The sequence below is a fragment of the Enterobacter sp. UNJFSC 003 genome (genome assembly GCF_036903355.1).
In the GTDB taxonomy this organism is placed as follows: domain Bacteria; phylum Pseudomonadota; class Gammaproteobacteria; order Enterobacterales; family Enterobacteriaceae; genus Enterobacter.
Genome location: NZ_JBAKHK010000003.1, coordinates 207,188 through 232,004, shown reverse-complemented (window position 1 = coordinate 232,004; position 24,817 = coordinate 207,188). Strand labels below are relative to the sequence as shown.

General features: G+C 54.5%; 26 protein-coding genes. 3 read left to right on the top strand and 23 right to left on the bottom strand.

The genetic code is table 11. The features are described from left to right. Positions 1 to 18: 18 nt before the first annotated feature. Positions 19 to 2,517 carry a copper-exporting P-type ATPase CopA gene (gene copA, locus V5P19_RS11295; protein ID WP_334403232.1) on the bottom strand — a complete coding sequence of 833 codons (2,499 nt, stop codon included), beginning with the start codon at positions 2,515 to 2,517 and terminating at the stop codon, positions 19 to 21. A 288-nt stretch (positions 2,518 to 2,805) separates the two neighbouring features. Between copA and V5P19_RS11290 the strand changes: the two genes are divergently transcribed. Next, positions 2,806 to 3,315: a hypothetical protein gene (locus tag V5P19_RS11290; RefSeq protein ID WP_334403230.1), complete on the top strand. Its 510-nt coding sequence runs from the start codon at positions 2,806 to 2,808 to the stop codon at positions 3,313 to 3,315. Between the two features lie 510 nt (positions 3,316 to 3,825). Here the strand turns inward: V5P19_RS11290 and V5P19_RS11285 are convergent. The 22 genes from V5P19_RS11285 to V5P19_RS11180 all read right to left on the bottom strand — a co-directional run bounded on the left by V5P19_RS11285 (position 3,826) and on the right by V5P19_RS11180 (position 21,719). Continuing rightward, positions 3,826 to 5,550, bottom strand: a complete 1,725-nt coding sequence (locus tag V5P19_RS11285) for a hypothetical protein (protein ID WP_334403228.1) — start codon at positions 5,548 to 5,550, stop codon at positions 3,826 to 3,828. Positions 5,551 to 5,553: 3 nt separating this feature from the next. Further along, the gene (locus tag V5P19_RS11280; RefSeq protein ID WP_334403226.1) at positions 5,554 to 6,096 is read right to left on the bottom strand and encodes a hypothetical protein; all 543 of its coding nucleotides are present in this window, start codon (positions 6,094 to 6,096) and stop codon (positions 5,554 to 5,556) included. Beyond that, complete coding sequence (locus V5P19_RS11275) at positions 6,068 to 6,790, bottom strand: hypothetical protein (RefSeq protein ID WP_334403224.1); 723 nt, start codon at positions 6,788 to 6,790, stop codon at positions 6,068 to 6,070. Before V5P19_RS11275 ends, V5P19_RS11280 begins: the two co-directional genes overlap by 29 nt. Beyond that, on the bottom strand, positions 6,790 to 7,308 hold the full coding sequence (locus V5P19_RS11270) for a tail fiber assembly protein (protein WP_334403222.1): 519 nt from the start codon (positions 7,306 to 7,308) through the stop codon (positions 6,790 to 6,792). The genes V5P19_RS11275 and V5P19_RS11270 overlap by 1 nt, the downstream gene beginning before the upstream one ends. An 11-nt stretch (positions 7,309 to 7,319) precedes the next feature. Further along, on the bottom strand, positions 7,320 to 9,698 hold the full coding sequence (locus V5P19_RS11265; RefSeq protein ID WP_334403220.1) for a phage tail protein: 2,379 nt from the start codon (positions 9,696 to 9,698) through the stop codon (positions 7,320 to 7,322). 10 nt (positions 9,699 to 9,708) lie between these two features. Next, the gene (locus V5P19_RS11260; protein WP_334403218.1) at positions 9,709 to 10,302 is read right to left on the bottom strand and encodes a phage tail protein; all 594 of its coding nucleotides are present in this window, start codon (positions 10,300 to 10,302) and stop codon (positions 9,709 to 9,711) included. Continuing rightward, on the bottom strand, positions 10,295 to 11,479 hold the full coding sequence (locus V5P19_RS11255; protein WP_334403216.1) for a baseplate J/gp47 family protein: 1,185 nt from the start codon (positions 11,477 to 11,479) through the stop codon (positions 10,295 to 10,297). Before V5P19_RS11255 ends, V5P19_RS11260 begins: the two co-directional genes overlap by 8 nt. After that, the gene (locus tag V5P19_RS11250) at positions 11,472 to 11,807 is read right to left on the bottom strand and encodes a DUF2590 family protein (RefSeq protein WP_334403214.1); all 336 of its coding nucleotides are present in this window, start codon (positions 11,805 to 11,807) and stop codon (positions 11,472 to 11,474) included. Before V5P19_RS11250 ends, V5P19_RS11255 begins: the two co-directional genes overlap by 8 nt. Beyond that, positions 11,804 to 13,963 carry a phage tail tape measure protein gene (locus V5P19_RS11245; RefSeq protein WP_334403212.1) on the bottom strand — a complete coding sequence of 720 codons (2,160 nt, stop codon included), beginning with the start codon at positions 13,961 to 13,963 and terminating at the stop codon, positions 11,804 to 11,806. The genes V5P19_RS11250 and V5P19_RS11245 overlap by 4 nt, the downstream gene beginning before the upstream one ends. 1 nt (position 13,964) lies before the next feature. After that, positions 13,965 to 14,135: a hypothetical protein gene (locus V5P19_RS11240; protein ID WP_334403210.1), complete on the bottom strand. Its 171-nt coding sequence runs from the start codon at positions 14,133 to 14,135 to the stop codon at positions 13,965 to 13,967. Between the two features lie 17 nt (positions 14,136 to 14,152). Further along, positions 14,153 to 14,422, bottom strand: coding sequence for a putative phage tail assembly chaperone (locus V5P19_RS11235; protein WP_334403208.1), 270 nt, complete (start codon positions 14,420 to 14,422; stop codon positions 14,153 to 14,155). Between the two features lie 102 nt (positions 14,423 to 14,524). Continuing rightward, complete coding sequence (locus tag V5P19_RS11230) at positions 14,525 to 14,908, bottom strand: hypothetical protein (protein ID WP_334403206.1); 384 nt, start codon at positions 14,906 to 14,908, stop codon at positions 14,525 to 14,527. After that, positions 14,908 to 15,246 carry a M15 family metallopeptidase gene (locus V5P19_RS11225; protein ID WP_334403204.1) on the bottom strand — a complete coding sequence of 113 codons (339 nt, stop codon included), beginning with the start codon at positions 15,244 to 15,246 and terminating at the stop codon, positions 14,908 to 14,910. Before V5P19_RS11225 ends, V5P19_RS11230 begins: the two co-directional genes overlap by 1 nt. After that, entirely contained in the window at positions 15,233 to 15,544 is a 312-nt protein-coding gene (locus tag V5P19_RS11220; RefSeq protein ID WP_334403202.1) for a holin, read from the bottom strand. Before V5P19_RS11220 ends, V5P19_RS11225 begins: the two co-directional genes overlap by 14 nt. Positions 15,545 to 15,548: 4 nt before the next feature. Continuing rightward, positions 15,549 to 16,007: a phage protein gene (locus V5P19_RS11215; protein ID WP_032638419.1), complete on the bottom strand. Its 459-nt coding sequence runs from the start codon at positions 16,005 to 16,007 to the stop codon at positions 15,549 to 15,551. Then, positions 16,004 to 17,140, bottom strand: coding sequence for a DUF2586 domain-containing protein (locus tag V5P19_RS11210; RefSeq protein ID WP_334403200.1), 1,137 nt, complete (start codon positions 17,138 to 17,140; stop codon positions 16,004 to 16,006). The genes V5P19_RS11215 and V5P19_RS11210 overlap by 4 nt, the downstream gene beginning before the upstream one ends. A gap of 2 nt (positions 17,141 to 17,142) precedes the next feature. Then, entirely contained in the window at positions 17,143 to 17,799 is a 657-nt protein-coding gene (locus tag V5P19_RS11205; RefSeq protein WP_334403502.1) for a hypothetical protein, read from the bottom strand. 35 nt (positions 17,800 to 17,834) lie between these two features. Further along, positions 17,835 to 18,311 (bottom strand): phage tail protein, encoded by a 477-nt coding sequence (locus V5P19_RS11200; protein ID WP_334403198.1) that lies wholly within the window; start codon positions 18,309 to 18,311, stop codon positions 17,835 to 17,837. Beyond that, positions 18,308 to 18,781, bottom strand: a complete 474-nt coding sequence (locus V5P19_RS11195) for a head completion/stabilization protein (RefSeq protein ID WP_059445697.1) — start codon at positions 18,779 to 18,781, stop codon at positions 18,308 to 18,310. The genes V5P19_RS11200 and V5P19_RS11195 overlap by 4 nt, the downstream gene beginning before the upstream one ends. Positions 18,782 to 18,884: 103 nt before the next feature. Continuing rightward, a complete protein-coding gene (gpM, locus tag V5P19_RS11190; RefSeq protein WP_334403193.1) occupies positions 18,885 to 19,589 on the bottom strand; it encodes a phage terminase small subunit in 705 nt (234 codons plus the stop codon). 2 nt (positions 19,590 to 19,591) lie between these two features. Then, on the bottom strand, positions 19,592 to 20,629 hold the full coding sequence (locus V5P19_RS11185; RefSeq protein ID WP_334403191.1) for a phage major capsid protein, P2 family: 1,038 nt from the start codon (positions 20,627 to 20,629) through the stop codon (positions 19,592 to 19,594). Positions 20,630 to 20,657: 28 nt separating this feature from the next. Beyond that, positions 20,658 to 21,719 (bottom strand): GPO family capsid scaffolding protein, encoded by a 1,062-nt coding sequence (locus V5P19_RS11180; RefSeq protein WP_334403189.1) that lies wholly within the window; start codon positions 21,717 to 21,719, stop codon positions 20,658 to 20,660. 175 nt (positions 21,720 to 21,894) lie between these two features. Between V5P19_RS11180 and V5P19_RS11175 the strand changes: the two genes are divergently transcribed. After that, positions 21,895 to 23,712 carry a terminase family protein gene (locus V5P19_RS11175; RefSeq protein WP_334403187.1) on the top strand — a complete coding sequence of 606 codons (1,818 nt, stop codon included), beginning with the start codon at positions 21,895 to 21,897 and terminating at the stop codon, positions 23,710 to 23,712. After that, a complete protein-coding gene (locus V5P19_RS11170) occupies positions 23,709 to 24,773 on the top strand; it encodes a phage portal protein (protein ID WP_334403186.1) in 1,065 nt (354 codons plus the stop codon). Before V5P19_RS11175 ends, V5P19_RS11170 begins: the two co-directional genes overlap by 4 nt. Positions 24,774 to 24,817 lie beyond the last annotated feature (44 nt).

Below are 24,817 nucleotides of genomic sequence, written 5' to 3'. Positions count from 1 at the left end.
CGCGTAGGAGACGAAGGTTCAATCCTTCGGTTTATACCGCAACAGCCTGTTGGCGTTGCTGACCACGGTGATAGACGAGAGCGCCATGGCGGCACCCGCGACCACCGGATTCAGCAGCGTGCCGGTCAGCGGCCACAAAATCCCGGCGGCAATAGGGATGCCAAACGCGTTGTAGATAAATGCCCCCAACAGGTTCTGCTTCATGTTGCGCAACGTGGCTTTCGAAATCGCCAGCGCATCCGCAACGCCCATCAGGCTGTGGCGCATTAGCGTAATGGCTGCCGTCTCGATGGCGACGTCACTCCCGCCACCCATAGCAATACCGACCTCTGCCTGCGCCAGTGCCGGCGCATCGTTGATACCGTCACCGACCATCGCGACCTGTCGCCCCTGACGCTGTAGCGCCTTGATGGCGTCCGCTTTGCCGTCCGGCAGCACGCCAGCAATCACCTCATCAATGCCTGCCTCTTTGGCGATGGCGTGAGCGGTGGTTGGGTTATCTCCGGTCAACATCACCAGCCGGTAACCCGCGCGATGCAGGCGCGTTAAGGCATCCACGCTGTCCTGGCGTAACGGGTCGCGAACGGCAAACAGTGCGGCAATTTTGCCGTCTATGGCGAGCAGCACCGGGGTTGCGCCTTGTGACGCCTGCGCGTTCAGCTCGCTTTCCAGCGCGGAGGTGTCTATCCCATTTTCATTCAGCAGGGCTTGATTCCCCAGCAGCAGGCTGCGTCCCTCGGCTTCACCGCTGACGCCCAGCCCGCGCAGCGTGCGAAAATTGTTGACCTGCGGCAGGGCTGAATCACTCGCTTTATCGAGAATGGCGCGCGCCAGCGGGTGGCTGGAGCCTTGCTCCAGCGCGGCGGCAAGACGCAGCGCGTCAGTGTCAGAGACGCCAACGCCAGTCACCGCCACGACCTGCGGTTTCCCCTCCGTCAGGGTACCGGTTTTATCAAAGACCAGAGTGTCGAGCGCGCTGGCGCGCTGCAGGGCATCGGCATCTCGAACCAGCACGCCAAACTCGGCGGCACGACCCACGCCGGAGATGATCGACATTGGCGTCGCCAGGCCGAGCGCGCAAGGGCAGGCGATAATCAGCACCGTGGTGGCTATCACCAGGGTATAGACAATCTGCGGTGCCGGACCAAAGAAGTACCAGATAGCGGCGCTGAACAGCGCAATACAGACCACGACGGGAACAAAAATGGCGGAAATTTTATCGGCAAGCTGGCCGATTTCAGGCTTACTGCTCTGCGCCTGACGTACCATGCGAATAATGCGAGACAGCGTGGTATGGCTGCCCACCGCGCTGGCGCTGAACAGCACGCTGCCGTCCTGCACCACCGTACCGGCATGCACGGCATCGCCTGATGATTTTTGCTGCGGAATGGGTTCACCGGTCAGCATGGCTTCGTCAAGCCAGGCCTCACCCTGGGTAATCTTCCCGTCGACGGGAACGCGGTCGCCCGTCGTCAGGCGCAGCGTCATGCCGGGCTTAACCTCTGCCAGCGGTACGCTCTTTTCACCGTCCTCCGTCACGACTCGCGCCGTTGGCGGGGTGAGATCGAGCAATCTTTCCAGCGCTTTTGAGGAGCGCTGACGGGCCCGTGCTTCGAGCATATGGCCCAGGTTAATCAGGCCGATAATCATCGTGCTCGCTTCGTAATAGAGATGACGGGCTTCCATCGGGAACCACTGCGGCCAGACGTTAACGCTCATCGAGTAGAGCCACGCCGCACCAGTGCCGAGCGCGACCAGCGTATCCATCGTCGCCGTGCGATTTTTGAGGCTCTTCCAGGCGCTGGCATAGAAGTGGCCGCCGGCAAAGATCATCACGGCAAGGGTAATTACCCCAATCACCAGCCACAGCGTGCGGTTGTCGTCGGTGACCATCATGTTGTCGCCCATCATGCCCCACACCATCACCGGAATACCGACCAGCAGCGCCACAATGGCCTGCCAGCGGAAACGTTTCATGGTGGCGACAGCGGTTTCCTGCTGGCGCTCGCGACGTTTGGCGTCATCTTCGATAGCCTCCGCGCCGTAGCCCGCTTTTTCTACCGCCTGGACTAAATCTTCCGCAGAGGCACTGCCCATAATAAGCGCAGTACGCTCCGCAAGGTTCACCCGTGCCTGTGCGACGCCGGGTACTGCCTGCAAGGCATTCTGTACCCGGGAAACGCAGCTGGCGCAGCTCATGCCGTTGATCAGCAGTTGTTGGCTGTCGTCAATATCATCCGCTACCGGAAGCTCAGGAGTGGCCGCTGTCAGTGCTTCCGACGGGAGTGATGACTCTGCCAGCGGTTTAGCCTTTGGGTGGCTTAACGCTGCCCCGTAACCGGCCTGCTTAATGGTATCGATCAGCGCGTCGGCGCTGGCGCTGCCGGTGATGGCTGCGTGCTCAATAGTCACTTCAGCGCTTTCAACGTCGGGGCGCTGTTCCAGGCTTTCTTTTACGCGTTTGACGCAGTGGCCGCAGGAGAGGCCGTCTAGCGTCAGGTCTATTGTGTGAGACATAACAAAACTCCCGTGTAATGATTTGGTCAGCTGTTGACCTCTATAACACTTCTCGACTAACTGTTATAAAGGTTAAACCTTCCATCAAGGGGAAGGTCAAGCATTTAAATTGCTGATTGAAAGGGATTTTTAAAATCAGCGTCCACATAGCGTCCACACTTCGACAAAAGTGTCCACATTACAAAGACAAAGCCTCGCAACACTGCGGGGCTTTTTTTCTTTTCCTGAATGCGATCCCTCGTTAGACTTCAGCCTCTTTAATGACCAGATGAAAAGGAAGGTTTATTTATGGCAATGGTGAAGTGCAAAGAGTGCAAAAAGGAGATCTCCAGCAAAGCGAAGACATGCCCGCAATGTGGTGTCAAAAACCCAGGGGTCAAAGCCAGCGATGCCTTTGGGGGCTTTATCGTCCTGTTAGTGCTGGCGGGGATTGGTTACTGGTATTTCAGCGGCGACGATGAACCGGCATCAAAAGAACCGGTGAAAACGAAGGTGTGCGATAAGAACGACGGCCAGTGTATTTTTGATGCGCATCTAGTGGACGCTTTAATGGTTTGCAAAAGCCCGATTGAGAAAGCTTCAAAGTACGACTTCGAATGGACCAACGGCGCATTTGAGAACATATTCAGCCGCTACATCAACAAGCCTGAAAAGAATCAGATTATCTATGTTGGTGACAAACTGAAATTTACTAACGGTTTTAACGCCAAAGTTAACATGACCTATACCTGCACGCTGGACACCAAAACAAACAAGCTGGTTGATTTCGAAGTTACAAAAGGCCGCCTGCCCGATTGATCTTTTGTCGCATCTTTTTGCAAAAACCACAGCAAGACAAATCCTGTTCAAAGCCTTGCCCCGCAAGGCTTCCAGACCATCCAGCCAAACGAGCCATAACGACCGCTCCACATGTTTGATCGTGACGGAAAGTAAAACGATCCTTTTAAAAACATCATGTTAACCAATCGGTTAGGCGCTGTCGACGCGGCAACTTTTGCGAAGTGCTGCAAATCCTTGCGCGGCGTGCAAGAGCCAGCAGACCGCACAAGCCCAGCGACGGCGCTGGCTGGCGGGTTGCTTTGCGCAAAAATTCTTTTGCAAAATTTTTATGATCCAAATACCGCAGGCGGGTGCGGTGTAGCGCCGTTTCCGTCTCGGATCCGCTTCCGTCTGCACTCTGTCGCTTCGTCTCTGGGGCGTGGTTAAACGAACGCAAAAAAGGCCGAACGGTGTCGGCCTTATGTTTCTGCGCTTGCTGTGGGGCGTTCTGTGGCGTCTGGTGACGTGATGGGTTTCGCGTGTGTTATGTCAGGCAATCAGGGGGCTGTATTTTGCCTTCAAAGCGTTTGTTTTCTCGGCAGTTCCGGTGAACTGTGATGCCTGTCCGCTGGCCCCGGTGTTGGGGTGGGTGTGGCTGGCGCATATCTGCGCCAGTTCGCGCATTACGTCCAGCGTATCGGTCAATAACGTCAGGACGTTGATGTCCTCGCTACCCAGCTTAACGGATGCGCCGATCAATTCCTGCGCAGCGGCCGCGCTCTTACGGATGCCGTTAATTTTCTCGGTTAGCGCCCCGGCAATAGTGAGATCGACATTACCCCGGATGTTGTCTTCCAGCTTGCCGCCGACGTCGCGCTTCACATTCTGACCAACACTGACAGAATTATCCTTGCTGCATGTCACCGTCAGATTGCCGGACGTGCCTATGCTGTAATCGCCCTCGCTAATATGAACAACCGCGCCAGCCAGTAACGTGACCGTTCCCAGCACGGTTGTTTTATCCGTCGCCTGGACTGTCGTTTCGCGGGCAACCAGCTTCCGCTTTTCATCATCGGCGGTCACTTCCCGCGTCATGGAAGTTTCGCTGATCGTCTGGTCAGTCTGGCGCACCCAGTCCCCGGCGACTGTCACCCGCTGCGATACACCATCGCGCTGTTGCTGTAACTGTTCACCTGGTTTCACCGCTGGCAGGTTATGCCCCTGTGGCATGATCTGACGTATGAACGGCTTATCCTGCCGCCCCTCCACGAATCCAACCTCTACCAGTGTCCCAGGGGGGGGGAACTGGAACATTCCCGACTCACTGCCCGCCATAGGCACCGGCAGCGGCACAGCAGAATAAACCGGTGTATTGGCTGCCGCGTTGCCGTCTTCATCCAGCAGTTGCAAATCCACGGCGTAACGCGGGCGGAATGGGTCTGCGATGTCACCCCCAGAAACATCTTCGCTTGGGGCTTCAACCCTGGCGAGTTTCGGCAAATGCAGCCCGGAAGCCAGTTCTGGATAAGCGCTTTCAATCTGTCGCTGTATGGGTGATTTTTGTAATGGTTTTCCGGTGGCCTTGTTACGCGGCAACCAGGTGATAGTCATATCATCGTTGTTTAGCTGAACCTGGCTTAAGCGCTGGCCGTTAACCTCAACGCCGGGGCGCAAGCTCTGAATCATCGGCACAACCATTGAATTACCAGCTGCGGATGCCTGGCTAAATTCGTGCGGGATTTCCACGGGCTTTCCAGCGAATAGACTATCCGCTGCGGCACCTGTGAAGACTGCGCCGTCCGGTAACTGATACCAGACGTAATCCGTTATTGAGAATGCGCGGCCCAGGCTCGCTAAAAGCTGATATCCGGTTCCGCTGTGCGTAAAGTGTGGGATTGGCTTATCCGCATAAGCAGCACCGGCAGGCGGGGCAACGGTCAGCCCGCTTTGCTCGGTAATCCAGTCAGTGATCTGCCGTAACGTGGGATGCTGGAAAGAGCACGGCCAAAGCTTATCGAATACCCCGACAAGCTCACGCACGAATAATCGGCATGTGCCAATATCGGCAGGCTGGGACCGCTCAACGTACCCGGTGAACCAGCGCAGGACTAATCCGTCGTAGCCCACATCCACACGAACCACTTTGCCGGTGTAATCCGTTTCAGTGCTGGCCGTAATGAAGCCGCGCCCGCAGGCGTTCAATTCCAGCACGATATTGCAGTCAACCATGTGGATATGATCGCTGGAAAGATAAAGGCGTTTTATTGGTTTCATGATTTACCCCAGCGCATCGTTGACCGGTTTCAGGACCTTTTCTTCGAACCAACTCATTTTGTCGGCTGGCTCGTCTGCTGCGGCGGTGGCACTACCGCCCGCTGCGCCGGTTTGCTTGGTGCTGGCCGTGGCGTTGCCTTTACGCGCCTGGCGTTTTTCTGGCACGCTGTTTTTTTCGCGCAAGGTAAAACTGACCTGCCAGGCGAGGCGGTCCTCCTGGGGAACGGCATCAATCTGGCCGGTGAACGTGGCTTCACGAAAATTGATTGCGGTCGCGGTAGCATTGGCTACGCGATACGTTTTCAGTGCTCCGCTGGTTTCAGTTGCGGATGCCAACTGGAAAAGACGCTGTAAAACTGCCTCGTCGTCAAACGTCACCAGACCAGAAACGCGCAGCTCTTTGGCTTTGATGCCCTGCTCGGAATTGGTCGTGCTCGATGTCTGCCCGGACTGGTCCTTTTCCTGAAATTGCATCGAAGGGGAAACCAGCATGTTTTGCATGGTAATCCCTTCGCCGTTAAGCGCCAGTAGCGCGGTCTGGCTCATGGATCATTTTTCCTAAATCAGTAAGTGAATCACCAATAAACAGCATTGCCGCAGTGTGCACAGCGGTTGTGCGGGGAATACTTTTTAGTAGCTCCACGGCGGCAAAGCGATGCGGGCCGGTATAAGAGAAAGACAAGATCTCAGCGCTTGCCCCCTTTAATTCATCCAGTGACTCGCTTAACGAATCCAGCAGGCTTGCCCGTTCCTGAATAAATCCGGCAATCTGACTTTTCAGTCCTGTGACACTGGCCGGCAGGGCGGCGGCAAGTTTCGCGGCGGCGACCCGCTGGGCATTAACTGCAAGCCGGTTCGTTGATACTGATAACGGCGCGGCGATAGGCAATGCCGCAACTTTTGATGGTACTTGCATTTTTACCGTGCTCAGTTTGGCCGCCGCTGCGGCCATGCGGCTAACCTGGGTAAAAACTGGCGCAGGGAATACCGTTGCGAGGTTGCCCAGGGCTTTCAAAAACACGTCATGGGTATTTTCAGCAACCATCATCACGATAACATCCCCGCTCAGACTGCTGGAGGCCAGCTTGCCCGCCAGATATGAAAGCGCGTTAGCCGGGCTGAGATATCCGCCAGAATCAGCGGCCTGGCCCAGTCCATATACCCACGGATGCGCCGGAATGATCGAGCAACTTAGCGGGGCCATATCATCGGCAATTTTTATAACCGATTCCTTCCACATTACTGCGGGGCCTCCGGCCAGTTAACGGGCAATACAGTGAGGTCCAGACTTTCCAGCTTTTCAATATAATCCAGCCATTCGTTCAGCGTATTTAATTGCACGTCTGACAGCGTGCGGCCGGTCATTAATCTGGTCTGTGGAACAATGATTTGCTCTTTTGCTTCACTCAGCAAACGATCACGATTTTCCTCTGCCTGTTGCTGTAATTCTTCCGGGCTATAAACAAATGGCATGATTTTTTTACCATCAAAAACCCAGCGCGTGCCCGAATCAAAGAATTTCGCCGGGACACTGGCTTTGCGAACTTCTGCAACCGATAGATTCTCAGGGGCAAGCATCGAAACATCCCATGATGCAGCGACAATGATCCCTTTATCATCAAACATGAATTTCAAACTGGTAGCTGAGAATTTAACTTGTGAGTCATACCAGTCGTTACCATCCTCATCGGTAAACACCATGATGGAAATACCATTAAGTTGTTTAGTATCAGCCGTGAAATTTTTCATTAACATCATGTTATTTATCCTTATGCGTAGGCCGCTGTAACCCATGAACCGCCATTAATCTGATACTGGAGCGGACGAAGGCGGATCCAGTAATTTGAACTCCCCCGGTCAGCAAATGACGTCATTACACCGCCAGTCATGCGCTCACTATTACCGCGCTCCTGATACTCAGCCGACGCCCCAAGCCGAACGCCGGTTATATAATTTCCTTTTGCCTGATAACGCGCTTCGCTTTCGGCTTTTGTATATGCGCCAGTCTTAGCCATATACCCCGCATCCGATTGGGCTTTGGTGTAATAGCGCGAATCAGAAAGCGTTTTAGTGTAATAACGTGCATCAAAGTTTGTGTAGTCAGCAGGAGTGACTTGCCCCGGACAGGAGTAATTTCCGCTGGTGTCCCATTTGTGGTTATGTTCCTGACCAGCGCTGCCCCTGATATGGAGATGCCAGCTTAACGCTGTACCGCTAATCAGCGCGCCCATTGAAAACACCCATGCGTTACTGCTCAGGCGTGCACGTTGTTTAATTAATGGGTGGTATTCACTGGTTCCAGCAGAGCTAAAATCCTGATAGTAAGCGGCTGTAGTGTTGTACTGCTGATCCCATGCGTACGCCCCGACATATCCCGCTGAAATGCCTTTTGTGGCGTTGACCCCCTCCCCGAAAACTACCTCTCCTGTGCTCAGGTTCACCCGTAGAGGACGCAAGCTGTTATAGCTTCCAAGAGGTGCGCCGCTATCTGTCAGCATCAGATACAGATTGTTGCCATCATTGCGCCAGAAAGAACCATAGTTGCCGTATGCAATGCGGAAGTTATTAGCGGTTTTACCAATGATTTCACCGTCAAAGGTACCATCGGGGTTGAAAATAACCGTTTTCCCATTTGCCCTTAAACTGATACGGCCATTTACATCAATTTCAATGCCGCTATTTGACTGATAGTTCCACAGCATCAGGGATTCGCTGTTCGCATTCGCTTTCCCTACATACCATGAGTTAGAACCATCTTTTTTGTACGACATGATGTACTGGCGCGTGTCATCACCTGTACTCCTCAGCGCAATATTTGGCGCATTCATGGCAATCGCAAGCGAACCAGATAACGTGCCGCCTTTGGTGCTAAAGAACTCATTCCATTCAGTCCAGGGGCCATTGCCGTCAAAAGCACCGGACAATGCCCGGACAAAAATACGGCCGCTGTAAGAAATGTACATTTGCTGGCAGCCGTACGCAGACGGTGTAACAAAAAGCGTACCTGCTGCATTAACGGGATAATTATTAGCCGTTGTTGCTGACGCGTTAGCCTGTTGCTGATAAACACCGACATCTGTCGCTTTGCCCAGCGTATTCAAATCCACGCTGAGGTTATTTTTTATTACGGGCAGACGATTATTCGCGTTATCGTTAGCAGCCTTAACCGCTTTCGGCGTTGCCGCCAGCGCTTCGCTGTCGCTGTTCGTCTCGCTACTGAGTTGGACAAACCCTTTCGCGCTGGTCGTTGCATCCGGATGATTACGCGACTGCTCATGTTTTTTCAGCGCATCGGTTGCAGCCTGATCATTCAGCGTACCTTTCGGGCGCAGGTCGGTAATATTCCCGCTGGCGTCAATGCTCGCCAGTGCAAAAACATAATGCTGGCTCCCATTTTCCATGTAATCGGCGAGATTCGCGGCCACAGTAATTTTGCTTTTTACGGTCCATTCGCTTGTTAACGTTCCCGACCAGGACACATCCAGCCAGACTTTTACAGGTTTCGTTGATACAGCGATGTTCTGGTTTGCGGCCAGTTCAGTACGTAACCCGGCGACGTAACCCGCGCCTTTCGTGACAAAATATTGTGTACCGCTTTTTGCAACCAGGTAGCCGCTATCAAAAAACGCGGCCGTACCATACAGATCGATATTCTCCAGGCGCTGGCGCTCATCCATAGACGCCAGGCGGGCGGTAAAATCAATCTGCCATGTTTCTGCTGGCGTGGTGATGTTAGTTGCCGCCTGTGCGCCGCTGTATTCCATCAGCATGGAGCGCACCAGGACGTTACCTTGTTGACCGCTGGCATTCTTAATTTTGCGTTGCGTCGGCGCGTGGATAATCATTGCCAGCGTGCCGGTCGCTTTATTCGCAAGTCCGATCCAGTTGAAATCAAAATCCCCGACGTCCGCGCCCAGAGTCACGGAATAGACAACGGAATCACCGTTTACTACGCCGGACTTGCTGACCGCCTGACGGTGTACGATTTTATCGGCGGCCGGTGTGGTTTCGGTGTTAGCAACCGGCTTTTCAACATCCATACCTGGGATAAAGGCAAAAATAAACTCATCCAGCAGGACGGGCTTATTATCTACAGCCTGCTGCGCTTTCCATTCAGTAAATGCTTTTGTAATTACAGCCTGTGACATAATTTTTTCCCTACAGCAAACTGGCGCTATATGTCGCGCTTGATTCATTTTTTACATCGCCCAGCGTGGCGGGCCAGCAAATATAGTCACCCTGATACCAGCCAATATTGATATGCACCGGCAGGCTGGTGATCACCTCGAAGCGATACCGGCGACACGTCCGGCCATACTTGCGAATAATTTCTAACAGCAGGTCGCTGTTGTCTGATACCTGGCTATCTGTAACCCGAACGGTAATGACATCCCAGTCCATGCCCTCCTGGCGCTCTTGCAGTTCGACATAGCCGATCCCAAGCCGCTCAAAAATGGCTATAAACCCGGCTATCTCTCCGGCCTGCTGCGCGTTGATAAATGCGTAACTCACACGCTTGCGATACAGGCCGATTGGTTCCCCTTTGAAGCGGGCAATATCACGTTCCCAGGCGATAAGATTTAATAGCGGCTCTGCGCAGGTCAGCGGGTCAAACTGTCTCAGCGGCCAGGTTAGCCAGCTATAGACCTGTGACCAGAACTTCACGCAGGCACGCAGCAGCCTTGCCGGGTCTCCACGATCCATCCATGACGGCAATTTCAGACCGGCCAGCAGTCGGGAAAAATCAGTCATTGACGATCTCCACGGTTAAGCCTGCGAGACGCGGGACCGATAGTTCACTGACAATATCGGTCAGTGAGAAACTCAGTGAATCGACCACCGGAAACGCCTTATGAATTTCCCTGCCCAGATTCGAAAATGAGAAACGCGCATAAGGCCACGTTTTTTTGACGTCGTAGTCGGCATTCTCACGAAACGCACAGCGGATCAGATTCGTGATGTTGCTCTTCAACATGCTCAGTTCTTCCGGCTCCATGTTTTCGACGCTTTCCACAAACACGGTTACCGCCAGCGTGTGGCTGGTTTCAGGCATGGCAAAACACTGCATATCATCGCCGTGGCCGTGGTGGCCCTGGCTGTTCACATAATCATTTACCGCATCAATAAAGGGCTGCGAGGTTTCACCGCTATCCAGCAATAAGTAGGCGTTAGCCGTACCTGGTCCGCGCGGGGCGTCATGCAAAAAGAAAATGCGATCCACGCTCAGACCTACCACGCCAGCAATCATGCTGCGGTAAACGGCGTCGGTGTGGTAACTGCCAACCAGATTGAACTGGTTGCGCATGCGGTCGCGCAGCTCGTCGTCTGTTTCCTCATCAGCCCCAGGCGTCAGCAACCAGTCTTCCTCATTCACGGCGCTGTTAATGCCTGCGACGGCGACCGGCAAAATGCGGTAGTAACCCGGCGCAAGGTTGTAGCCGCTGCCGCTGCCGGTTGCCGCGACCGGCACCAGCCCACTTTCAACGCCCGCGGCTATCGTCGTGGCCTCACTAACGGCCAGCGAATACACCACGCCGTTAATTCTTTCCGTTTGCACTACCGTTCCGGCAGGGATGACCACTTCATCCCCCGCGTTCAGCTTATAGAATCGCAATACGCCTGCGGCTGGGCTGGCAGGCTTTGCCTCGATATTCACGGCCCAGGCAAGTAGGCGCAGCATTGAACCGGTAGCCGTTGCAACAAACATATTGCGCAATACGACATTGATTAACGCGTCGCGTAGCCACATCACCGGCGTGGTGACAATTTTCGAAATCAGACGCCAGAAAGGTGACATTCTCGACGTGTTGGTGACAAAACCTTCCGCCTCAACGGTTTTCTTGAAAATCGCCGTTACCTCGGCTTCTGTCGACGGCATACCGCTGTCATTCAGAACCTTTTCAAAATCGACATCTGGTTTCTCAGTCATAGTTAACCTCAGTTCCCACGCTGCCAAACTCATACGTTTCTGCGGTGACATACAGCCTGGTGATGCTTTCTTCAGTGATGACTACCGTTCCGGGGACAAGACGTTCATCACTTTCCACCAAAAGGGATAGCTGGGTCAGCACATCACCGCGCATCGTTGGGCTACGCTCGCCAATCAGTCGGGTTGTCACGCCGCTTTCAAGGATGCTGTGAATGATGTCCTGGGCGATGCTGTCACGGTTATTACATCGCTGTGGCTCGCTCCCACTGTCCAGGGTGAAATCTCCGTCAGTGATCAGTAGATCGATATAAAGCGGTTCGGTACTCATCCGGCGTTAAGCTCCTGCCATTCGGCCAACTGGGCCGGGGTGATTCCATTCGGGGCATTGATATACGTATCGCCCCACGTCTTACGGCTATCCACTACGGTTTTGGTGTCAGATTTCACCTGACTTATCAGGCCACCGCGTGGGATATCCGCATTGATTTTGTTACCTGTCAGCAATGACGGGGCGTTCAGCGCTGGAGGGCGATCAGGAATGACATTGCGGTCCTGAACTGCTGTTACACCGGGAACAGCCCCGGCTCCGGCAGGCACCGTCACCCCTGCGGGATCTGCTACTGGCGGCTGTGCCGTAGTTTTGAGATCGATATTGATGCCGGGAATTTTGTTTAACTTCTCTGCAATCCAGTTATAGGTGGATGCAAACGTGTTTTTCAGGGTGTCGAAAAGTTTCCTGAATACGCCCCCGATGGTGTCCGCGAAACCTTCAAAAGAGGCGAGCGGTGACAGGCCAGCGAAGAACGCAACCACAACGGCCCAGCCGTCAGTGATGGATTGCCAGACGCTGGCAAACACCTGGCCTACCTGCGCGGCAACATTCATCACCCAGGCAAAGGCCGCCGTATTCATGACCGCCGCTGTCAGTTCTTCCCAGTGATTCACGACATACCAGACGCCCAGCGCCAGCAGTGCCAGCGCGGCAATAATCAGGGTGATCGGACTGGTCAGCAGTTGCATGGCCGCACCGGCAAACATGGTCGCCACGCCATAAATGCGCATGGCAACCGCACCGGCTTTTAACACGACATTCCAGGCGGCCAGCGCGACACGACAAACGCCGGTCCACAGGGCTAACAGCTTTGACTGGATCCACAGCGCGGCCAGACCAATGCGGGTCGTCAGCAACGACGGGCGCAACAAGTTCAGCGTCCATAACAGGGCTTTCCATGCACCGCCCAGAACCTTAGCGATAGCGCTCAGGCCCACCATCGTGAATCCAAAAATCCCCATCACGATGTTTGTTGCCGCTCCGGCCAGCCCAAAGGACAGCACGCCCAGGGTGATATAACCCAGCCAGCGGGCAATGTTGGGGAACATTTCCAGCCAGCGGGCAAACTTCGCCCCCACGTCGGCAACGCGGTTCATCATCGGCGTAAGAATAGGGATCAGCGTATTGCCCAGGGCCACGCGCATGGCGTAAAACGTCGCGACAATACGTTCCCACGGTTTCGCCATTCGTTCGGCCATTTCCTGGGCGCGTTTCATACCGTCATTGCGGCCCAGTTCTGTGATGCTGCGGTTTAAATTTGCCTGCTGGCCGTACAACTTTTTGATGACATCAGCACCACCGCCGAACGCAGCGTCCAGCGCCTGCTGGGCTTTGACGTTCCCTTCAATGCTGGCCCCGTATTTATCTTGCAGTTTTTGCAGGATATCGCCCATTGGCAGCAGCTTGCCGGTTGCATCAACAAAGCTCATCCCCAGCTTTTCAGCAGCGGCCGGTGCGCTTCGCAAAAACTGCTCGTAGATACCGCTGGATTCAGTCCCCAGGGTACGAGATAACGATCCCAGCACCGCGAACTGTTCATCCATGCTGACGCCGAAGTCAGCACCGGCGTTTTTGGTGCCCTCGATAAGCTCCTGCATGGTCTGCATTTTCACGCCGAAGTTTTGCACCATATAGGCCGTTTTCCCGGCCAGTTCTTCGGCAAACCTGACGTGGCCCAGGCTGGACAACTCCGCATTGAAACGGGATGCCATCGCGCCGATATATTCGCCAGCTTCCTCACCACTGGCTTTAACGCCTGCCGCAAGGGTATTGGCCGCCACCGTAACGCGTGGCAAATCGGCATCAGAAAGACCAGCCATTGCGCCTTTCATTGCGTAACTGGAATTCACCACATCAACCGCGCTTTTACCGTAGCGGACGCTGAATTTCAGGGCTTCGCTGGACAGCCTTTTCAGCGTGTCTTCTGCCACGCCTTTGGCTCCCACTTCCGAAAGCGCCGCATTCATTTCATACGCGGGGCCAACCACGCCCGCGATGGACTGAGCAACGCCCCAGACCGCCGCCGCACCGATACCGATTTTTGCAAAAGACGCCTGCGATTTTTCAGCAAAGCCAGTCAGCGAAGACTGAGCCGTTTTTAATGGCCGCGTCAGCTTATCAATCAGGCTCAGCGTAAAATCCAGGTGGCTCATATCAGTTTCCGTTTAGTGCAATGGCGATACCTTCCGCCGTTTTATTCGCCCTGGTTTTGGCGAAATACTCATCCAGCCAAAGGGCGCGAGCGATGCTTTCTTCATCGTCGGGTTCGTGCGGGAGGTAGTAGCGGCGAAGGGCAAGATACTGCTCAAGCCCATTCGTGCGCATGGCCGCCACCCGCGCCGCTAGTTTTTTACTTCGATCTCAAGTTTTGGTGAGTAAATCTCGTTAACTTTCTCAACGATCTGCATTTCGCAGCCGGGGTAATCTTCCATCAGCTTGTTTAATGCTTCTTTTGATTCGGCATCAACAATGCGCCCCAGATAGGTCGCCATAGGCGCAACCTTGTTGGTCATGGTCATTTCGTTAATCAGGTTGTTGTAGGCTGTTTTGTTCGGCTCAAAGCTCAGGCCCACGCCCGCCACTGTCATGATGATTTTTTTAGACTTGCTCATTTTGTTACTTCCTTTCGCTGTCGAATGATGCCCACCAGGGCGTTATGTCGTGCGGCGCAATCGGCATACATCTGCCGATAAGCGGTTAATGCCGCGTCAAAATCATTGCCGGTCGGCCCTGCCAGCCTGGGCAGGTTCACCGGGCAAAGTATTAGCTGGTTTTCCTGATAGGGTTCGCTCTGTACTGGCTGCCATTTCGTTGAACAACCGGACGTAATCATCAGAAGCACACACATTGTTAAAAACCGGCTTAATGGTTTCGGTGCGGATAACCCGTTCGGTGTGGATCTCATTGGCTCTTAACTCCGCGAGTTTTTTTTCCAGTGCCTCGCCGGACTGCCGCGTTACCTCCACGACAATCTGGCGCGTTTCTTCCGTCGCCTTACTGGCGGCCAGTTCCAGCTTTGCGTCGTGCCAGTCGTGCGCCTGCCACCCTGCTGACATGGCAGCAATCAGGATCAGCAGCAACCCCAGCAAGTTACGCATCAGCGGACCCCGTTATGCTCAAGGGAAAAATGATTGCCGTCCGGCTTGCTGAATCGCCCGCCCCATGCGCCGCCGATGGATTCCCAGTATTCGCCCAGCGGACGATAGGCGGCGCTGTCGGTCTGGTATTCCCCGTTAATAAACAGGTTGAAATCGACGGCCAGACGCTGGGTATGCAGGCTGTTTGCAATGCCGCTGCCTTTTTTCGCATTTAGCGCGGCCTGCTCTGGCGTGCGGTATGCCTCGCCAAAAGTCAGTCGGAAACCTTTTTCCTCGGCAAAGTGGATCAGGTTTGCGATCATCACGGTGAAAAGCTGTTGTTTCTCACTCAGTTTCATGGTTTTTACTTCCCCATCGTTTCATCCAGAATTCCGCCAGGCGCCTTAAACCGTGCTCAATAAAGGCGCTTCCCAGAATGCCCAGGGCGCAGGCAATACCCACGACCACCAGTTCCGGCATATCGGGAAATTTCAGTAATGGGATTGCGGCAAGCGGGGCCACCGCAGCACCCAGAATCATCCGCCCAACCAGAAGACGGGTTGTGATCTGCTCACTGCTGACCATCAGTTGCCCCAAACCAATCACGGCCCCAATCAGCAGCAGCTTTGCCAGCAGCGATGTTTCTCCATTTGGCATTTTGTTAACCTTTCAGATCACGGGTGTCGCGGGCTGACAGATACGGGACGCCGTCAATCGCTACGAAGTCGGGGCTGGTCACCATGAATTTAATTTTTTTCGTGGTTTTGCTGGCCTCGTTGGGGTTGATGTTCACGATGTCAGACAGCGCAGGAACGCAGCCAAACACCTCTATTTTTTCTTCGTCGTCTCCGGCGTTCGCATAGAACAAAAAGTCCTTTGCCGGGATGCCGCGCCAGGAACCGGCAGCACGTGCTACGGCAGTAAACTTTTTAAAGTTCTGGGAATCGACTTCGATTTCCACGTCCGCCGAAACTGACCCTTTTGTGTGACCGTTCGGCACGCCACGGGTTTGCGCCACGGCGCTGTTGTCGGTAATGGTGACGGTCGCGTTTTCAACGTGAATCATGACCCCGTCATAGTTCACATCAAACGATCCGCCGCTAATGCGTTCTCCGCTCATTTCTGGGTCTCCAGTGAAGTATCCAGTTCGATGCTGACGCCGATTTCTTTCGCGCTTTCATACGGTCGAACCACAATATAAATCTGCACCGCAACGTTGCTGGTCCAGGTAATGGTGATGTCACCGTCCTGCGGCGGCTTCACTTCGCCGGGGAATTCCACGCCGTTAATCTGGGTCGAAATCGCCATTTCACGCAGTGGCTTGCCGAAATACGTCTGGTGCGCTGCGATGCTGCCCGGGGTGCTGTTAAGTGAGCGATCCGCAATTTTTGGAATTGCACGCAGACGGACGCGGCGGGAGGCTTTATCAACCACGCGAACATTTTCGATCACCTGATAGTCGCCTCCCTCAACATCCAGGGTGCGGCCGTCTGACCAGTAAATCCCGTCATAATCGTGGTACCACATTGGCACGCTGTAGCGTGCGGCCTGTAATGCCTGAAGCGTTGCCAGTTCAAGCACTGCGCCAGTTCCATCAACGGGCAATTCTGCATTGCCCAAGGACAGCAGGGCACCAGTTGCAACGCGGGCGGGGCTATCGGCCACCGTTACTGAACGATTACACAGGCGACCGGCAAGCACGCCCGGCTCATTCCCCCAGATGCGTGGTACAAGCTGAACGCCCGGCGCGGCAATCCCTTCCTGCAATGCCGAAAGTCGCCCGATGTAATCGATCCATGCCTCTTCCTCCGCTGGACCATCAACCGCGATCATCATCCAGACAAATCGACCATAACTTGCCTGGAGATTGGCGCGCGTTGATGATGCGAATTCGATAGAGGTCTTACTCGCTGGCGCTGACACCAGGACAACCCCTTCAACGGATGCCACGCTTTGCGCGTCATATACAGCGCCAATCCACGACGTGTCGTTAGCGGCATTTTCTGGCTCTGCTAATACGTGCACATACGCAAACCAGTTTTGACCGGCGTTATCGCGAGCGGCCGAAACGATCGATTTCAACACGCTATCTTCACTGCCCAGCGCTTTGTCCAGATCGCTGCCTGTATTTAACGGCTGGGTTTTACCAACATTTTCTTTTCCATAACCTACGAAAAGGACAACTCGCTCAACTTCATTAGTCGTGCCGTTATAGCGATTTACCTGGCTGACATTGACTGATGGCCACGTCATTTCTACCCCCTGATATCCTGCGCGTTGACGTCCCAGCCGAAGCCGATTGCCTGCATTTGCCGCGCTATGATTTGGTTAAATTCATCGTTACTGACACCCAGAAAAACGCGGCCCGGAATGTCTATGGTCCATGTGCGTTTGGCTGGCGTTCCTTTCAGCTTGCGGATAACTAAACCCGCCTGCGCCATGCTCATGGTTTCCATGATTTGTTTGCTGGACGGCTTCACCCAGCGCTTACCCTTGCGGACCTTGTACCCCAGCGCCCGCAGTCGCTTTGCCTGACGCGGTAGCGCTGGCTGATTTGCCTGCGGTTTACGCGGGGCGTTGCTGGCTTTCATCTGGATCCGCGCACCGTCCTGCTGGACCGCACCGACCAGACCCGCCGCGACGGGCTTATTTCCGTTGCGGTAATTGCCGCCTTTCAGGTAAACGCGTACCCCCTGAATTTCCGGCATCTCCCTCACGGCCAGCAGCTTGGGCAACCCTTTAAGCATCTTCCCTTTGCCACGCTTGCGCGGCTCCCACGGCGTGCCGTCCGGTGCTGCCTGCTGGCGCTGGTGACGTTTAGCCGCTGCGATAACCCCCAACTTTGCCACGCGCCATAAAAGGCGCTGCCGCTTGCGTGGAGGAAGATCGGCCTGGGCCAGCTTTTCGCGCATCAGCTTTAGCTGTTGCTGGTTTAGCTCGCCACGGATCACGACGCGTCACCGGTCTGGACAATAATTTCGGCTTCCTCTGCCACCCAGATTTCTGGATTGACGATATCCCACGATTTATCCCTGAACGGGATAGGGCCGTTTGCCACTTCACGGATGATCACCGGGTCAGCCAGCCCGACGACCACATCAAGGATGCACGTTCCCTCGTCGTCGAACTCCGGGTCCACGGTCGGATCGGCTAATTTCAACTCGTCGCGCAGCTCGTTGGCGTGCTCATCCACCCAGGCCAGCACCAGGGCGTAAATCAGACCTGGCGAATACTTGCGAAACGGGAAGTTATCCCACGACAAACGGCCGCTGTACGTCAGTACACCGATGCGGCGCTGACCGTTTCCCATCGCTTTCGCGCTGCGCACCAGTTCGCAATCGTCCATTGAACTGGAAAACATCTGCATGGCATCGCGTGGCAGGTTCGCCGTGATAAACGCCGTCAGGCTTTCAAGCTGACTCATATCAGATGCACCCCCACGCGTGGCTGTTGCAGCATGTTGCGCATCACGTTGGCAGCTTCGGCCAGCAGGTTGGCGCGGGTGTCCAGGCTTTCCTGGCCTGGGTGCGACTCACGTCGCCCGATGGTGGCGAACTCGCCCAGCAAATCGGCTTTTGCCCGCGCATAAACTGCTTTTTTGTACTGGGCTGTTAACTGGTTTTCGTCTCTCAGCTTTGCGCCCGGTACATCGGCGGCCCGCTCGCATCCTTTCCCGTTCCAGTAGGCCACCACGTCGGCCAGCGTTGTATTGACCTCGGCAATGGCTGCCAGCAGGGCAACGCCTGCGGTATCTGGCGGCAGGTCAGCGGGCAGGGTGCGCGACGTCTGAAATTCAGCCAGATCCAGATCAGGCCAGAACGTCACGCCATTGGTGATCACTGTGGGTGTCACCGTTAACGGCTTGCCGCTAATGCTGAAACTTGGACCACTCATGGTTTACACCTTGTTTGCAAAAGAAACGGGCTAACGGGATCCATAGCCAACAACCCAAAAGGGTTGATGCCTCCCCCGCGCCCGTCCCGGCTTGCGGGAGTCGTTATTGGTTTGTCAGGCTGTTAATCCGGGCGCGAATCTTGTCGCGCATGGTCCTGACTCCGGCGTTTGTATTGAACGCGTGCGCCTGGGCCAGCAGGGCATCAGCCTGTTCAAGCGTTTCCACATCATCCACAGCAGTGGCGCGGGGCTGGCCCTTCTCGTCGCGCAGCATGTAAAGCCCCGCGAATTTGAACCACTTCGCGTTAATGTCTTCATGCAAACGCCACTTTTCGCGGATGTTTTCAAACGTGCGGCCAAAATAAGGCTCAATGCTGTGACCGGCTTCCGCCTGTCTCGTTGCCCACTCCAGCACCGTATCGGCCACAAATGCGGGCATGGTGCTTTTGAAGTTTTCCGGCATCGTCTGGTTCTCAGAGATAGCCACGTCGGCCCAGTCCAGCGCCTTACCCATTTCCCCCGTGTCGAACAACCAGATCACGCAGTAAACCAGGGCCGGATTTGCAAAACGGGCATCGCCGGCAAGATAGGATTCAACTGTCGGCATCCAGCGCGGCAGAAGGACATCGCGTTTAAATTCGATGCGGTCTTCGGTACGCGGCAGGCTGCGAAGTTGTTCAACATCCTTTTCCAGTTCCAGCATTTGCAGGTGGAAGCTTACCGGCGACGATGTCAGGGCTTCGCGTTTATCCAGCGCTTTTGCAGTTTTAATGCGTGCACGGTGTCGCTGACACGGGGACATTGCCATTTTTATTCACCCCCGCCCTGTTCTGGGGCTTCCTGTACTGGTGCGTCAGTTGCCAGGGTGATTTTGTCGTAGGCGGCGTAAAGCTCGTCATGTTCGACGGCGTACCCTTCCATGCGCAGATAGTTATTCTCAAAGCGCTTGCGGTCGTCGACCCATTCCGCCTTGCGCTTGCGGGTTCCCTGCTGGGTGTAGATATGCAGGTTGTCCAGCGTGGTAACAATCAGACGACCTTCCGGCATAAACGGCGGGGTGTACACGGTGCGGCCAGCGATCTGGCGGCCAATCAACTGCGCCGCAACTTTCTCGGTCGGGCGGTCAATTTTGTTCATCAGCGTGGTGACGTCTGCGCCGATAAGATCGGCGGATGCCAGCACAACCAGACGCGGGTCATTGCGGAACGGTTCATAAATACAGGTATGAACGAGGTCGGTTACAGCCGCATCCAGCCCCATGAAATCAGCATTCGCGCCGCCGATAGTGACGTCACCGGTGATGATTTGCTCTGGGGTACGCTCCTGGACAATTTTATGCCAGCCGATGTTGACGTCTTCGCCGTTCGGGTTCGCGTCCGGGTCGGTGTTCTCTGCTGCGCTTGTACCGTTAAACGCGACGCGCAGCATATCCAGCGCAAATGATTCATTGCTGAATGCCTGGATGCGCTGGAAGAATTCTTCCTCGCTGCCAGCATTGGCCCAGACAACCAGCAGGGAGTAAGGCAGGTACGAACCGGAATCTGTTTCAACCAGCTTGTATTCATTACCGCCAACGCCCAGCGCACGCGAGAAGCGCCCGTCCTTTTTACGCCCGGTGTAAATACCTTTTTTACCGGTAGTCACTACCTGCCCGGTGATTTGATCCACGTCCAGGACGTTAGGCAGCAGGCGCAGGAATTCAGAACTTTCCAGCAGCGCATTACGCAGCTGGGTTTCTTTCGGGTTTGTCAGCGAGAAGTATCGAGACGTGTCCACCTGGCCGTTAGCTTTCGCCAGGCCTGCGGCAAACTTGCGCAACATCTGCTCTGCTTTTGGGGTTAATTGCATTTTGTTTTATCCCTGGAAAGAAAATTGATTAAAGAAATTCAAACGGCTTATTACTGCCGCCTGGCGCATTGCCAGGTCGCTGCGTGCCGTTGCTTTCCATCGCGGACAGTTTGGTCATAAGCGCGGTCAGCTGCGCGGTGAGGTCAGCATTCTGATTGCCACCGGTCGGGCGACGTGCCGAAAACTCACGGCGACGGCTGCGGCGCGGGCGCTTGGAAGGGGTGACGTTGAACGCTTTCATTGCTTTAGCCAGGTTGGCTTTTGCCGCGCTGAACTCTGCCGCTTTGACTTCGTCTTCCGGGTTCTCTGCGACATCCTGCGCCAGTTCTGCAACTTCGGCGGCAGCGTCGGCGATCTCGTCGGCGATGTCTGCCACTTCCTCGGCGGCCTGCTCTGGCGTATCGACGTTATCAGCGTCACCGCTGGCAGCGTCTTTGCCGCTTTTGACTAAATCCAGCAGTTGCTGGATGAGGGCTTTTAACTCTTCCATTTTCTGTTCCTCGCCCTCATTGGGCTTGTCGGTGTTAGGTTCTGGTGTTGGCGTAAAATCTTTACGAGTCGAAAATAATTTCGACCAGAAAGAATCTTTTTTTTCTGGCTTGCTGGTCTGCAAGTTTCCCAGGCTGAACGTTTCCAGGCTTCCGCGTTCTGCGTCCTTTTCTTCTCCAGCCAAAACAAATTTAAGTTTTTCAGTTCCCAGGCTTGCCGGAATATCCGTCACAGCCAGCCCGAAAAGATATTCCCGTCCGCTGCCTGCAAAATCAGTGACAAATTCGGCAGATGTAAACAGCTTTTGCCCCATGCGGTTGGCATCAATTAAGAACTGGTTAGGGATTAACTGGGCATATAATTTGGTGACGTCACCTTCCGTCTCAACTTTCAGCGCATCCACTTCGCCCAGGTTGCAGGTAAATTCACGCTCGCCAATATCGTATTGCGGATGATGCGGCCAAATCATTGCCGTGTAGGTTTTGCGGGAATAGGTTTCCGCAGCGTCAATTAACCATTGCGCTTCAATGGTGCGACCGTCCACGGCCTGCCCTGATGTGGCAATGCATAACCAATCAGTTCGGTAACTGGGTTGCGTCATAACTGACCTTTAATAATGAAATGAATAATACAATTCGTTTGTGATGGTCAGTATTGCCAATTAAATAAAACGGCGCGACAACTTAATTTCTTATGTCTTCGGTTATAAGTGGTTAGCCACCTTTTACCGATATTTAATTATCAAACGGGTTAAATATTCCCGTCATAATACCCTCATGGCTAAATACTCCGATGAATTAAAAGAAGCGGCCCGCACGCTATACATTAAAAGCTGGACGCCGAAAGATATTGCGCAGGAATTGAATATTCCACCGCGTACCATTTACCACTGGGCTGACGTCGGGGAGTGGGCATCACTGCTGCCTGTCGAATCAGTGGAAAATGTCATCGCCCGCCGCATTGACCAGCTCTCCCGCCGCGAGAAAAAAACGGCGCTGGAACTGGAAGAACTACGCGATCTGATTGCCCATCACGTCAAACTTATGGCGCAGCGAAACAAGCACGCCGAAAAGCTGGCCGAAATTCAGGCCAAAAAAGCATCCTATGACGGGGAGGGCTATTGCCTCAGCAGTGCAGGCGGGGAACCTGGGGAACGGGAAGGAAAGCGCCGGTATAAGAAAAACGACGTTTCCGGCCTGACGCCTGAAATGCTTGACACCTGGGCGCGGGAACATCTTTTCGAATACCAGCTACATTGCCGCGAGCATAAAGGCGAAGACTGGCGCTTTATCCTTAAAAGCCGTCAGGTCGGCATGACCTACTATTTTGCATGGGAAGCATTTGAAGATGCCGTCATAAGCGGCGACAACCAGGTGTTTTTCTCAGCATCCCGCGCACAGTCGGAAATCTTCCGCGAATACATCGTCCAGATTGCACAAAACCATTTCGGTATCACGCTGACCGGCAAAAATATCCGCCTCAGCAACGGCGCAATCCTGCGCTTTCTGTCCACAAACGCCAGCACCGCGCAGGGCTTTAACGGCCACCTTTATGGTGATGAAGTCTTCTGGATCCCGAAATTCACGCGCCTGCACGAAGTTGCCAGCGCAATGGCGACGCATAACAAATACAGAACGACCTACTTTTCAACGCCCAGCGCGAAGACGCACCAGGCCTACCCGGTATGGACCGGCGACGAATGGCGTGGTGATGATGCGAAACGCAAAGGAATTCAGTTCCCCAAAGAAAGCGCCATGCGCCAGGGCATCATCTGCCCGGATGGGATCTGGCGCTACATCATCACGATGGAAGACGCCATCAAAGGCGGGCTGGGTGCGCTTGTCGATATTGAGCGGCTCCGCAACAAGTACAACCCGACCGCGTTCGCCATGCTCTACATGTGCCAGTTCGTTGACAGCAAAGACGCGGTCTTCAAATTCTCGACGCTGGTCGGCTGCGAAGTGGACCGGGCAACCTGGGGCGACTATGACCCGACCGCCGCGCGGCCATTCGGTAACCGCGAAGTGTGGGCGGGCTTCGACCCGTCGCGCTCCGGCGACAACTCCACTTTTGTGATAATTGCGCCACCCATTCACGACGGTGAACGCTTCCGCGTGCTGGCCTGCTGGCAATGGCAGGGCTTTAACTTTAGCTGGCAGGCAGACCAGATACGTCAGCTTATGCGCCGCTTTAATATCACCTACATCGGGATCGACACAACCGGCATCGGGAAAGGGGTGTATGACCTGGTCAGCAAGTTTGCCCCACGCGAGGCCAACGCCATTCTATACAGCGTTGAAAGTAAAAACCGCCTGGTAATGAAGATGATCGACGTTGTGGAACGTAAGCGCATCGAATGGGCGAAAGACGCCATAGACGAAACCAACAAAGAGCGCGTCGAAATTCCGGCGTCGTTTATGGCTATCCGGCGCACCACAACTAACAGCGGCAACGCGTTAACGTTCGTTGCTGAACGTTCCGACGCAACCGGCCACGCGGATGTTTTCTTCGCTATCTCGCACGCCGTAATAAACGAACCTATCGATCACGAATTTGACCGCCCATCGACCTGGGCTTTTGGGAAAGCAGCATGACGACTAAGAAACAGCGTAAAGCGAAAAAATTCAGGGCTGCAACCGGCAGCAACGTTGAAACGTTCACGCCAGGGCGCGGCAGCGTGATCACCTTTGGCGAACCAGAACCCATCCTTACGACCGGCACCGATTATCACAATATCTGGTACGACAACGAGGCAGATCACTGGCGACTCCCGATTAACCGGCTGGCGCTGTCACAGTTGCCGAACCTTAACGGCCAGCATGGGGGCGTATTGTATGCGCGGCGCAATATGGTTGCCGGTGGCTATATCGGCGGCGGCCTGACGCCTGACCAGGTCGAACAGGCGGTCTTTGATTATCTGCTGTTTGGCGACGTTGCTATCCTGAAAATTCGTAATGTATTCGGGGAGGTGATCGACCTGCTGCCTCTGCCGTCGCTTTATCTGCGATGCCGGAAGGACGGAACGTTCGCCATTCTCCAGGAGGGGCCAGCGCTGATTTATGACCCGCAGGACATCGTCTTTTTCAAAATGTATGACCCACGCCAGCAGGTTTATGGCCTGCCGGATTACATCGGCGGGATCCATTCAGTTTTACTTAACAGCGAAGCGACCATCTTCCGCCGCCGCTACTACAACAACGGGGCACATATGGGCTTTATTCTTTATACCAGCGACCCAAATTTAACGCTGGAAATGGAAAACGAAATCAAAGACAAGATTGCGCAGTCCAAAGGGCTGGGCAACTTCCGCAACATGTTTATCAACATCCCGAAAGGCGACCCGGACGGGGTCAAAATCCTGCCAGTGGGTGAAGTCAGCGCAAAGGATGAATTCCAGAACATCAAAGGGATCACCGCGCAGGACATCTTTACCGCTCACCGCTTCCCCGCAGGGCTGGCGGGCATCATTCCGACGAACGGCGCGGTAATGGGTAACCCTGAAACTGCCCGCACGACCTACCGGAAAGACGAGGTTATCCCGTTACAGCGTAAATTTATGAATGGTGTTAACAATGACCCGGAAATCCCGCCGCGCTTACATCTTAATTTTGACGTTGAATTGCCGGTAATTACCGTCGATAAGGGCGAAAAATGAGCGCAATTAGTTTAAAATCATCCCCATTGTTAGCAATGGCGTGC